This window comes from Acinetobacter sp. Tr-809 (assembly GCF_011753255.1).
Taxonomy (GTDB): domain Bacteria; phylum Pseudomonadota; class Gammaproteobacteria; order Pseudomonadales; family Moraxellaceae; genus Acinetobacter.
On sequence record NZ_VWVZ01000007.1, the window covers coordinates 194,489 to 207,661 of the forward strand.

Consider the following 13,173-nt stretch of genomic DNA (forward strand, 5'->3'; position numbering starts at 1 on the left):
ATAAGTACTTTGATCTCAATTAAACCTCATCTTGCTTAAGTATGGTGAGGTTTATATTTATTCCTTTGAACACTCGGTATAATAGACCAGCTTTTTTAATTTTTTGTCTCAGTTATGGATCCATTGATCAACTCTCCTGTTAAACATTGGTGTGAGTTTGAGTTTATTGCTAAAACGGTGAAAAATCCCAATATCCATATCAAAGGCAACTACTCTTATTATTCTGCTTACTGGGATCAGGGCTTTGAACGCTGTGTGGTGCGTTACCTACACGACAAAGCAGCTACACCTGAAAAACCGATTGATCAACTGCATATTGGCAATTTTGTCTGCTTTGGTGCGGAATGCGTAATCATGATGGGTGGTAATCAACTACATCGCCCTGACTGGATTTCAACCTTCCCTTTTGATACACGTAGCTTTCAACCTGCGGGTGATACTATCATTGCCGATGGTTGCTGGATTGGCAGTCGAGCCATGATCATGCAAGGAGTGAAACTGGGTGAAGGTGCTGTGGTGGCGACAGGTGCTGTGGTCACGCAAGACGTGCCCCCGTATGCCATTGTCGGTGGCGTGCCTGCCAAAGTCATTAAATATCGTTTTCCTGAACAAGACATTGAAAAACTGCTTGCTCTTAAACTTTATGATCTAGATGAAAAGCTAATTTTAAAAATGCGTGAACAGTTGCAAACAGATGATGTGGAAGCCCTTATCAAATACTGCGAGAAAAGTTAATCTAACTTTTTATAGATAAATCAGAGTTATACCCATATTCTGTTTTTATAGAAATTTCATGTAATTTAAATAAAATTCCTCCTTAACCATAATCCTATAAATCATAACTATCCCTATAAAAATGCTAGGTTTTATTTATTCTCCAAGAGGTTTACTATAATCATATAGCTTGTAATTTAAACAACTTTTTAAATACTAAATTCAATGCAAAATCATAAATATAAGGAGTAACCAACATGGCTTATCAAAAAATCTTAGTGGCGATTGATGACTCTGAAATAGCAGTGAATGTCATTAGAGAAGCCGCTCAACTAGCAAAAGCCCTGAATAGTGAACTTACAGTTGTCGAAGTAATGACGCTCGATCCTTATCTTGCAGATGCCTATATTCGCATGGGCCAAAGCAATGATTTGATTGAACGTGTTAGAGGTTATGTTCAAGAGAATTTAACTAAAGCCGAGCAAAAGTTTGAAGAACATGGTCTGACAGTTGCAACGCAAATTCTGGAAGGCTTTTCAGTGCATCAGGAAATTATTGGCGCTGCTCAAAACCTAGGCGTAGACCTGATCATTATGGGTTCACATGGACGCACAGGCTTTAAACAATTTGTACTGGGTAGCGTGGCGCAAAAAGTTTTAGCAGAAAGCCATATTCCAGTATTAATTGTGCGTTAAGCATTTAAAAGTCTAAGAACGTATAATTTTTCAGTAACAGATTATGCGTTCTAAACTCAACTCCTGATTACGGCTGCCAAGCAAAGATTTTTAAACTGACCTTACCATTTAATAAATACACCCCTTCTTGTTCCAACAATGTCTGTTGAACATTTTCACCTTTCTCATTGATTCGAGTCACACTGATCTTACCTTGCGAATTAATCACACGATGCCAAGGAATCTCACTGTCTTTATCTAAATGCTTGAGTACATAACCGACTAGACGGGGATGTTTGGGTAAACCTGCCAACTTGGCGATTTGCCCATAACTTGCCACTTTTCCATAAGGAATCAAGGCAATTACTTCTAAAATTTGTCGATGTAGTTCATTGGTATTTTGAACCATATAAGCTCCAAAAATCTGCTAAGATGATCAAAATCATGCAAAAAGCTAGCTTTACAATAATTAAAACGCGACCACTTGAGAGAACAAAAAATGCGGTTAAAAATCACTGCCCTGACACTATTATGTCTGATCTTCAGTGCATCGTGTACGACCCAAAAAGCACCGGTGAAAATGCCTCCTTATAAATATCCATTGGATGCCAATGATTTACCTGTGGTCAATGTCAGCTTTATTGTGACCAGCAATCGACCAGAAGTAAAAGCTTTAGATCGCAAAGCACAAATGTATAAAGAACTAGCAATTTTGAACCAGTATTTTGTTGATGAGAACAATCAAAAAATCTTTAAGTTTAAAATTCATCGTTATTATTCATATCAAGATTTTAGCAAGCGCAAATGTGATCTTGCCAAGCAGTTAAGTCAACCGAAAGCCATTATTCCAGACAATCTACCAAGCGCAGTCAGAACTTGCTTCCCTCGTCGAAAAAGCAAGGAAGTGCTGTTTATTATTTATGATTCTTATGGTGAAAAATTAAAAGATGCAGACATTACCAGTTGGGGATTCCGCAATCAGGGACAACCTTTTATTTTGATTGATTGGGAACGACTGAATTATCAAACTCAGGCCGCCAGTATTCATGAAATGGGGCATGCTTTCGGCTTAGGTCATGTGTGTTCTCCCAAAGCCACTAAAACCACACCGACCAATATTATGAGCAGCTATGACTGTCGTTTAGGTAGTGGTGGCCTACGCAATCTGGGATTCAATAAAGAACAGCTGAATATCATGCTCAACAATTACAACCAATATCCTTAAAAGCTGAGCTGGAGATAATGGCCTAAATCATCCTGCCCAATCATGTAATTTGCTGAGTCGAGTTGACGTGTCAAAAGGGTTTTCGCTTGCTCAAATTGCACCTCATCGACAGGACGAGGTTGCCAAAAAGTTTCACGATTATGAGTATAAATTGGATAAAACTTTAATCGATTTTGACTTAAATTAAGACGAATAATCCCCCCATAAGGAAGGGCCTGATATTTTTCAAAATTGCCATTACTGTTAAATACCCCATTACCAATACCCAAAATGACAGGCTTTTGATGAATAGATCGAATTGGCTGAATCGTATGTGCACCATGCCCAATCACGAGATCAGCCCCAATCTGGGTCAATATCTTGGCAAGTTTTTCTTGCTCTGGATGGATCGATTTAAAATCAACACCCCAATGACAAATGACAATGATCTTATGCTGCGGATGCTTGACGCGATATTGCATGATTTGCTCAAACAAAACCGCATTAATACAAGCCACTCCTGAACTCTTGCCAAGCGCGTAAAAATCATAATCTTGATAAGCTGCTGTTCGATGCCAATAGCCATTAAAAATAGCCACCTTCTGCGCGTCGCTGAGAATTTCCAAGCATTGATGTGCTTGCTGCTGGTCAGTCCCAGCCCCGATAAAATCAATCTCGGCTTGCTCAAGCAGCTCCAAAGTGTGTTTAAGACTTGCGTCACCATAGTCTTTTAAATGATTATTGGCCAAGCACGCTGTATTGATATGAATGCGTTTAAATTCTGCCAAGGTTGGCTCAGACTGCGCACCAAGGATATAGTCTTTTCTTCCCGCTAAAATTGAGTTTTCTTCGAGATTAAAAACCGCTTCTAGATTGGCAATATTAATATCATCTGGGCCAAAAAAATGTTTGATCGCTTCAAAGGAATGGCTGTAACCGTAACGTTGCAAAGCATCATCGATACCTTTATTTTTTCGTTTCTCTGTATAAAATTCACCAAAATAAGTATCGCCGATGATATTGACCCACTCACTTTTGGCTTGAATCTGTTTTACAGGCAATAACCCCTGTTGAAAAGAATGATAATACGGCACTAAATGATCAATACGATGCACATGATCCAATAAGTGAAAAATACCAAGGCTCTGATTGGCATGTCGATAAGACAAGTAATAATCTTGCGCTTGATCCGTCAGGTAAAGAACAGCATCCAACTGTCTACATGTCCATAATGAACGGATTGGAGCAACCTCCTGTCCATTCATATTGAACGTTTTTACAAAGACTTGATTCAATAATTCAATCGGTAGATTAAAGATGGATTCAGCCAAACCATAGAGTTTTTGCAGGGTATTTTTGGTAGCATCATGTTTATGCTGAATATTCAATCCAAACTGCCCTGCTTTAGTGTTGATTTCAATTTGTGCCTGTTGCCAATTTCCAAATAAATGGCAGCCAAGAAGCTGTTGAATTTCCTGAGTTTGGGTAAAGGTTAAGGCTTGCAATAATTTCAGAATCGAATAGTGATCTTCAAAGACAGGAATTGATCCCTTGCTTGCTTGAATATGATGACTCACCACATCATCGAGTTGCAACGATCCATCGACAATACGTTCTAAACTAAGAAGTACTAAAATCCAATACGAACAATCCCCTGCTATTTCAGTTTGCCAAATGGGATGCTGAAAGTTTTGATTGCCGATCTGGCTGATGATTTTGATTTCTTGAGGTGTACTCATTGCTTCCCCCCTCAAGCTTCATTTTCAAAGTGTTGCACATAAGCAACGTAGCCGGAAAGATTATGTTCTTGGTCATCAATCCGCACACGAAAACGATCATGCCGTACATAAAAGGCATTTAAAACTTTATCTGGTCGAGCCATATACATCGCTACTTCTGGATAGAAAAAGCCTGTCCGTTGAAACTCAGCCCGAAACTCAATGAGCTTTTTTAGATCATCAAAGTGCGCCTTTTCGAACAATTGATCCAAACCGAGCGCTCGAATCCGAACAACCATTTGATATGCAGCCATCATCATTTCTAACAAAGTGGCATAGGCTGTTTTTCTGTTACGGATAAAAACCATATGTTTTAAATAATTATTTAATCCAAACTGGAAGTACTTTTCTTCTGGACAAATTTTTGTCAGTTCATTGGTACAGTAACTGAGCCAATGATCATGATAGCGATCATATTTTTGCGTGATAAATCGTTCAAACATCTGTTTGACTGTTTGCAGTAATTTTTCGTCTGTGTGAAGTTGATAAAAACGTAATAAGGCTAAAGCGGCTTCACCATCATAATAAATAATTCTGAATTTCTCTTTTATCTCATAGCTTGGGTAATGCAGCACATGTGTAGTTTCACCTGTCTCATTGACCATCGACAAAATACCGTTGGCTAAACGCTGAGCATAAGCAAGATAGCGATTATCTCCTGTCATTTCTTGATATTTGCTAAGCATTAAAATCGCTGCGGCATTAGCACCTAGCTTAATTTCATCTAGACCCGTAGCCTCATTACCATCCAGCATATACGCCAATTCCGTTTGTTTCTCGATATAAAAATGCTGTAAGGCATAATCAATGGCAGACTGAATTTTTTCGATACAAGCTTGATGTGATTGGATCGCTAAAGTTTCGAGCAAAGCATAGACCGACGTACAATGCCGAACCGTGTTATAGCTGCGGATTTCACGATCATAGGCAGGAAAAAAACCATACGCGAATCGACCATCACTTTGAATGTGCTGATAGAGAAATTTAGCATTTGCCTCGATCATTTTTTTGAAATGTTGTTTTTTCGGCTCAAGTTGATAACGCATGCCATTTTCAGTGAACTGACTGTGCAAAGGAATCAACTGTCGATCCTCATAGATTACGGCTAGGGTATCAAAGGTCCATAGCTGTTGAAGGTCTGCAATTTTGATGCTGCGTTGCTGATTCGGATATTTTCTTAAGAGACCGTTATTTAAATTTTTCTCATCAACAAAGTTAGGCGTGTTATAGCTCAGCGCACGAATAATTGCCTTGCCATAAAGCTCTTGCTCCAAGAAACAAATGTTGAAATCCGCATCAAAGCTCATCCCTTTACGGTAATGATTATTATGGAATTGGTTCTTTAAAGTCTGTTCAATATCTTGCCAATTTTCCTGTTGGATATTAAAAGCAACATCAAATTTCAGAAATGTTGGCAGTTTTTCAGTTATAGCGAATTGATGTTCCAGAAAGTCAACTAATTGCTGTTGAATATCATCAAAATATGAACATGATGAATTCCAGACTTGGCAACGTTGTGTCTGCTCTCCATAAGAACAGAAAACAACCGATTTAGAGACATCAATATGCGGCTGAAGCTGTTTGAAAAATTGCTCACTGAGCTGGTTTGCCAATTGCTCATATGCTGAAATCGTTGTAATGCTCATATATGTTCAGTTTTTAGAATTTTTAAGTGTTTTAAACACCATACCATATATTCTTATGATCTTCTCAAAATGAAAAAGAGAACCCGAAGGTTCTCTTTTTTAAAGTGAAAGATTTGAATTAGTATAGAATTTGATGGTTATTTAATAAGGTCGTTAAGTTTGTTGTAACCCCATCTAAGGTAATAAGATCAATATAATTACTTCCTATAATTGGAGTTGCGCCATTACGGTCAATTCCAATCACCGTATTACCGCCAACGTTGGTCACACGCAGATACTCACCAATATTACCATCTGTTTGATCTCCATCTAAAAGATGACGAATATCAATTTTATCTGCTTGATCATTATAGTTAACAGCATGTGTATCCGTGTTTCCGACAACGAAACCAGTCCAATGATCAACACCATTACCACCTGTATTTGCACCATTACCCGCAGTTGCCAAAGTACCATTCAGTATTTGATAAATTAAGGTATCTGAGCCGCTACCAACAATCGCACTGGTAAATGTATCGTTGCCACTGGTACTTGTATAAAGCAAGTTGTAATCAGGATGTGTCAAGTTAATATTCAGAGTTGAAGTTGATTCAACACCAGTTGCCGAAATGATTTTGTAATCAATACTGTCTGTAGATGTTAAATGTGAAGTTACATTGACATCATTTGGACGATACTCATACTCACCATTGGACTGCATGATTAACACACCATTACCTGTATTAATCGACTGACCTACAGCATCTACATATGAACCTGATACACTGTTCCATACTTGAAGTTTATAACCTTCATGAGATAACAATCCTGTATCCGCAACACCACCAATCGTATCTCCAAGCAGTACATTACCGTTGATCCAATCTGAACTATATTGATTCAAATGAACCGCTGTGGTTGTAACACTGGTATCTAACGTTGTGGTTCCAACAGAGACACCTTGTAAACCATAATGGACTCGGTATAAACCTGCTGCAAGATTTTCTACAGTATCTTGGAACGCAACACTTCCGAGCTGAATCGTAGCCAAACTTCCTAAAGCTGTTTGAGATCCTTTATAAACTGTGTCAACCCATTGATTTGTTGTTGTATTCCATATTTGGATCACATAACTAATCGTTGGTAGAACACCGAGAAGAGGTTGAACCTTATAAACTGCTGCTAGATCGATACTACCCACTGTTCCAGCTGCGATAGTGAAGCTATTAGAATCGACTGATGTAAAGCCAAGACCACTAATCGTAATATCAGGACTAGTTACATCAACAGCAGCATCTTTAGTATTTGAGAAGTCCGTCGCTGCAGTTACATTATCAGCATTAGCAACAATCTCGATGGTGCCATCGTTTGCTGGGTTGGCTGTATCCCAAACCACTTTCACATCTGGTGAACCCACTTGGATATGTAGTTTCGCTGTATCGGTTGCACCAGTCAGAACGTCACGCACCGTATAGGTAAATGTATCCACTTTACCAATTGCACTTAAATCACTCGTGTTTGGCGTGTAGCTATATTGACCATTTGCCGAAATTACCAGCGTACCGTAAGCACCTACAATCGTTGTACTTGTACCAACTGTTTGGACTGGAGCTCCCACAATTTCCGAAGTCACTGTGGATACGTGCGTTGTCAATGTGATTGAGTCATCGGTCAACACATTACCCGTTGCAACAACCGCTGTATTGGTTGGAGCAACTGTGTAATCAAAGTCATCTTTAACCACACTCATGGTACCCAAGATACCGACACCAACACCGGTATAGACCATGAAGGCACGGTATTCACCTTGACCTAAGTCAGGCACTGTTACACCAATACCACCACTACCTAACAATCCAATGTTCAATATTCCAGTACTTGAACCACCGCTGAGATTATGCCAAGTACCATCTGCCGCTTTCTCTTGTAGAACCACTTTGTAGTCATTAAATAGTGACAGTGAAACAGTTGGAGCGTAAGAGAATGTCACATCCGCACCATGTCCAGCTGCAATATTAAATTTCACACTTGGTGTACCTAGTAATGAAAGGTTTAGATTTTCGGTTAATCCGACCAGTAACAAGTAACTTGCAGAACCCACCGCTACACCAAGTTGACCTTGTGGAACAATATCAATGCCCGCAGAAACCACATCATCCAGTGCATCTACAGGTGTCACTGTAATGTCAGCAGGTTGTGAAGGATCCGTTGGGTTCCAGGTCATATCGACAGCATCACTATCAATATGGAAGTACAGGGTCGCTTGCGAACTATTCAAACCATCAGTCAATGTATAAGTGAATTGATCAACTTGTCCTAAGCCACTTGCATTGGCTGTTGGTTGATAACTGTAGTTACCATTTGCGTAAATCGATAATGTACCGTGATCACCCACAATCGTTGTAACGCCGGTAGCATTTACAGTATGGCTAACACCATTGAAGATCACACTTGTAATGCTACTGAAGCCTGATGCAGTATCAGCATGTCCATTCAAACCAATGTCATGGATCACATTACCTTCTGCAGCTTGGACACTGTATCCAGTAATATTGGTCGCATCGAACACATCTTTTTGAACAGAAAGCGTACCAAGTAAGCTGACACCGATACCACCACCAGCATAGGTCATAAAGGCTCTGTATTGCCCTGCACCCAAGCCATCTAATGTAACGGTATTACCACCAAAGGCTGCGAGGCTGAGTAAATCTGCATCGCCTGTGCCATGTACAGCTACCCATTGATTCGTCGCAGTATCAAATTTTTGAACCACGAGCACATAGTCAGCAAGTAGGCTGGCACTAATCAATGCACTGTAGTTAAACGTTACATCGTTCAGTGTGCTGTCAGTCAGTGTGAAATTCACACCTGCTGAACCTAGTTGGAAATCAAAATTGTTGGTTAATGATACCAATGCGAGATAACCATGACTGCCTACTGCAATATCATTGCCGATTTGTAGATATTCAGGATTGATTTCCGCAACCGCAAGATCATCTACCGCAATCACTGGCGCACTATTGCCAATTGTGAAGTCAAGGTTGGCACTTGCAAGGTTGCCGCCAAGTGGATCCGATAAGGTATAAGTGAAGTGATCAACCAAACCGATATTTGCATTGGTGTTATTCGGTGTATAGATATAATCACCATTTGCAAATATTTTCAGTGTTCCGTATTGACCCACAATGGTTGCGCCATTGGTGAGATCGATCGGAGTGGTTACACCATTGAATGTTACCGAACCAACCACGGTATAACCTGTGACCGAATCAGCATGTGTACCAACACCTAAACCAGTAATCACGTTTCCTTCTGTTGCAACACCGGTGTAGTCCACTAGTGTTGGGTCATAGACATCCATCGTACCTGACAATGTGCCTAAGATACTCTTACCGTATAGACCGTTATAGGTCATAAATGCACGGTATTGACCTTCTTCCAGACCTTCAATCACAACCCCAGGTGTAGCATTCAAGCCTATACCTAAGATACTAAGATTGAGTAAGGATGCCTCACTACTACCCGTAACTGACTCCCAACGACCTGTGACCGTATTGAATTTTTGGAGCACAAGTTGGTAATCACCCAGTGCACCTTCATTGATTAAACTGCTGTATTTGAAGGTTGCTGTTCCTTGTTCACCCGCAGCCACATTGAAACTCACTGTGCTGTTCACGAATGGTAAAGGTGCTTGTAAGTTAATACCTGCCAATGAAAGCAATGCAAGATAAGTTGCACTACCCAATGCTCGATCATCATCAATGAGATGAGGTTGAGCGGTGATTCCAGCATTGACCGCATCGTCTGCAGCAATGATGCTGACAGTTGCAGGTTGTGATGGATCAGCAGGCCAATTCATATCGACAACTTTACTATCAAGATGAACATAGAATGTTGCTTGTGAAGTTGTACCAGATGCTGGATCTCTTAAGGTATAAGTGAACTCATCCACTTGCCCTAAACCAGCACTTGCAGGGTTCGGTGTATAAGTATAGTCACCATTTGGATAGATCACTAAGGTACCGTAAACACCTGTCACCGTGGTTGGAGAACCCGTGATGGCAACTCCATTGATTTCACTGATGACACTGTTCGGCGTAGCGATATCAATTGCGCCATTGGTATTTGGATCAGAGATCAAATTACCATGTGCTGCAACAACATCGTATCCAGTCACAACAGCAGGGTTATAAAGTTTGACTTCGCCATTTAAGGTTACGCCAATTGCACCACCTACTGCACCATTGAAGGATAAGAACGCTCTATATTCACCTTCTGTCAATCCAGCAATTTGAGCTGTTGGAGTTGAACCCAATAAGGTAAGGTTGAGTAATGAACGATCACCTGTACCATTCACCGCTTCCCACTGTCCTGTTACTTCATTGTATTTTTGCAGTACAACATTGTAGTTGCCGAGTGCCGATGCACCAATCAAGCTGTTGAAGCTAAATGTTGCAACCCCCTCTTGGCCAGCAGAGACATTAAAGTCGACTGTGTTCACCGTGAGAAGTTGTAAATCAACCAGATTTCCAACATTCAGCAACACACCATAGAACGCTGAATCAGTTTCAGTGCCCACCAATTGATATTGAGGGTTAATTTCCACTTCAACCAAGTTATCCGCAGCTCGGATGGAATCAAACACAATGGTCAAATTCGCCTGTGTTGTCGCGCCAGTGGCTGAATCAGTTAGGGTATAAGTGAACACATCGTTATGACCGACACCTGAACCATTCGAGAATGGTACATAGGTATAACTACCATCTTGATGGAAAGTAATTGTTCCATAAGTTCCCGTGAAGGTTTCTCCATCAGCATCAATCGGATGACCATTCACTGAAGAAACATAAGTGTTTGGTGTGATTTGATCGACTTGACCTGTTGGATCTGGATCAAGAATGACGTTACCTTCGGCATTCCCTACTTCGTATCCACCTGGGATGGTCAGATCATAATCATCCATGGTTGCAGATAGCGTACCGAGAACACCAAGTCCTAATAAACCATCGTAAGTCAGGAATCCACGGTATTGACCAGCATCTAAGCCTTCAAGTACCACACCTGGCACATTTCCGATACCAAGGCCAAGTAAATGTAAGCTGAGAAGTGATGCATCGCTATCACCATGGATAGATTCCCATTGATTCGTTGTTGTATTAAATTTCTGTACTACCAATTTGTAGTCAGACAATAAACCAACATCGATTAAACCACTATATTGGAATGTCACGGTACCTTCATGATTAGTCGCGACATTGAAGCCAATTGAATTCCCACCAAGCTGTAGATCAATTCCAGCTAATGAAGTCAATAACAGATATGATGCACTGCCTAAACTCACATCATCTTGAACCAAGGCTGGTTGTGGGCTAAGAACAGCATGTCCAATGTTGTCATACGCGATGATGGTATTTAAATTTACGCTGTATAGTTGCGTATCAGTCACATTGCTACTGTTACCCGCTGCATCGGTGAAGGTCGCTGTGGCATCTATGGTTTTATCACCATCCGCCAACAGGTCACTGCCTGCAACCACCGCACTCCAGGTACCTGCTGCTGCATTCACAATCGCGGTATAGCTCACACCATTGATTAGCAAGGTCACAACTGTGGTTGCTGCATCTACTGGAATACCCGTTAAGGTACCTGTGACGGTCACATTGCCTGCACCCTCAGTTGCATTGATCACATTGTCCGCAGTCACTGAGTCGATGTTCAACACGGCTGTTGCCGGGTTCGGTGGTGTGAGATCTACGGTATACACTTGGGTATCAATAATGTTGCTACTGTTACCCGCTGTATCGGTAAAGGTTGCTGTTGCTTCAATGGTTTTATCACCATCTGCCAACAGGTCACTGCCTGCAACCACCGCACTCCACGTGCCTGCTGCTGCATTCACAATTGCGGTATAGGTCACACCATTGATCACTAAGGTTACAACTGTGGTTGCTGCATCTACTGGAACACCCGTTAAGGTACCTGTGACGGTTACATTGCCTGCACCCTCTGCTGCATTAACCACATTGTCTGCTGTTACTGCATCAATATTGATCACTGCACCTGCTGGATTCGGTGGTGTGATATCTACTGTATACACTTGCGTATCAGTGATGCTGCTGCTGTTACCCGCTGTATCTGTAAATATTGCTGTGGCATCAATAGTGTGATCACTATCTATCAACAAGTCGCTGCCTGCAACGCTTGCCGTCCAGTTGCCTGTTAATGGATCAACTGTCGCTGTATAGGTCACACCATTGATCAGCAAGGTCACAACTGTGGTCGCTGCATCCACTGGAACACCCGTTAAGGTACCTGTGACGGTTACATTGCCTGCACCCTCTGCTGCATTAACCACGTTGTCCGCAGTCACTGAGTTGATATTCAACACGGCTGTTGCTGGGTTCGGTGGTGTGAGATCTACGGTATACACTTGGGTATCAGTCACATTGCTGCTGTTACCCGCTGCATCGGTGAAGGTCGCTGTGGCATCTATGGTTTTATCACCATCGGCCAACAGGTCACTGCCCGCAACGCTTGCCGTCCAGTTGCCTGTTAATGGATCAACTGTCGCTGTGTACGTCACACCATTGATCAGCAAGGTCACAACTGTGGTCGCTGCATCCACTGGAACACCCGTTAAGGTACCTGTGACGGTTACATTGCCTGCACCCTCTGCTGCATTAACCACATTGTCCGCAGTCACTGTTCCGATCGTTAATACCGCACCCGCTGGGTTCGGTGGTGTGGTATCTACTGTATACACTTGGGTATCAGTGATGTTGCTGCTGTTACCCGCTGTATCTGTAAATGTTGCTGTGGCATCAATGGTTTTATCACCATCAGCCAACAGATCACTGCCCGCAACACTTGCCGTCCAGTTGCCTGTTAATGGATCAACTGTCGCTGTATAGGTCACACCATTGATCAGCAAGGTCACAACTGTGGTTGCTGCATCCGCTGGAACACCCGTTAAGGTACCTGTGACGGTTACATTGCCTGCACCCTCTGCTGCATTAACCACGTTGTCCGCAGTCACTGCATTGACGTTCAGTACCGTACCTGTCGTATCTGGTGGCAAGCTATCTACCACTTCACTGCCCGGTAATGATGGGTTACCCGCTGGGTCAGTCGCGACCGCAGTCACTGTACTGCCGTTTGGTAAGTTACCTGGATTTGGT

At 41.7% G+C, this 13,173-nt stretch carries 7 protein-coding genes; 3 read left to right on the forward strand and 4 right to left on the reverse strand.

Going from position 1 to position 13,173, the window contains the following annotated elements; all coding sequences use genetic code 11:
- The first annotated feature begins 114 nt into the window (after positions 1-114).
- Together F3J02_RS16010 and F3J02_RS16015 are read left to right on the forward strand one after the other, a co-directional pair.
- Positions 115-735 (forward strand): CatB-related O-acetyltransferase, encoded by a 621-nt coding sequence (locus F3J02_RS16010; RefSeq protein ID WP_167250861.1) that lies wholly within the window; start codon positions 115-117, stop codon positions 733-735.
- A 236-nt stretch (positions 736-971) separates the two neighbouring features.
- Positions 972-1,409, forward strand: a complete 438-nt coding sequence (locus tag F3J02_RS16015; RefSeq protein WP_167250863.1) for a universal stress protein — start codon at positions 972-974, stop codon at positions 1,407-1,409.
- A gap of 67 nt (positions 1,410-1,476) precedes the next feature.
- Here F3J02_RS16015 and F3J02_RS16020 read toward each other — a convergent pair whose 3' ends face one another.
- Positions 1,477-1,797 carry an MGMT family protein gene (locus F3J02_RS16020; RefSeq protein ID WP_167250865.1) on the reverse strand — a complete coding sequence of 107 codons (321 nt, stop codon included), beginning with the start codon at positions 1,795-1,797 and terminating at the stop codon, positions 1,477-1,479.
- A 90-nt stretch (positions 1,798-1,887) separates the two neighbouring features.
- Between F3J02_RS16020 and F3J02_RS16025 the strand changes: the two genes are divergently transcribed.
- A complete protein-coding gene (locus F3J02_RS16025; protein ID WP_167250867.1) occupies positions 1,888-2,613 on the forward strand; it encodes a metalloprotease in 726 nt (241 codons plus the stop codon).
- On the opposite strand, the gene F3J02_RS16030 is transcribed toward F3J02_RS16025, so the two are convergent.
- The 3 genes from F3J02_RS16030 to F3J02_RS16040 all read right to left on the reverse strand — a co-directional run.
- Complete coding sequence (locus F3J02_RS16030) at positions 2,610-4,331, reverse strand: CapA family protein (protein ID WP_167250869.1); 1,722 nt, start codon at positions 4,329-4,331, stop codon at positions 2,610-2,612. The two genes, F3J02_RS16025 and F3J02_RS16030, sit on opposite strands and share 4 nt — an antisense overlap.
- Positions 4,332-4,342: 11 nt before the next feature.
- A complete protein-coding gene (locus F3J02_RS16035; protein WP_167250871.1) occupies positions 4,343-6,016 on the reverse strand; it encodes a poly alpha-glucosyltransferase in 1,674 nt (557 codons plus the stop codon).
- A 118-nt stretch (positions 6,017-6,134) separates the two neighbouring features.
- On the reverse strand, positions 6,135-13,173 hold a 7,039-nt coding region (locus F3J02_RS16040), incomplete at its 5' end, for a BapA/Bap/LapF family large adhesin (RefSeq protein WP_228284363.1).

Bases quoted from the DNA above. Each gene is read 5' to 3' on its own strand.
- F3J02_RS16025 (WP_167250867.1), top strand. From the start codon at position 1,888: ATGCGGTTAAAAATCACTGCCCTGACACTATTATGTCTGATCTTCAGT.
- F3J02_RS16015 (WP_167250863.1), top strand. From the start codon at position 972: ATGGCTTATCAAAAAATCTTAGTGGCGATTGATGACTCTGAAATAGCA.
- F3J02_RS16030 (WP_167250869.1), bottom strand. From the start codon at position 4,331: ATGAGTACACCTCAAGAAATCAAAATCATCAGCCAGATCGGCAATCAA.
- F3J02_RS16020 (WP_167250865.1), bottom strand. From the start codon at position 1,797: ATGGTTCAAAATACCAATGAACTACATCGACAAATTTTAGAAGTAATT.
- F3J02_RS16035 (WP_167250871.1), bottom strand. From the start codon at position 6,016: ATGAGCATTACAACGATTTCAGCATATGAGCAATTGGCAAACCAGCTC.
- F3J02_RS16010 (WP_167250861.1), top strand. From the start codon at position 115: ATGGATCCATTGATCAACTCTCCTGTTAAACATTGGTGTGAGTTTGAG.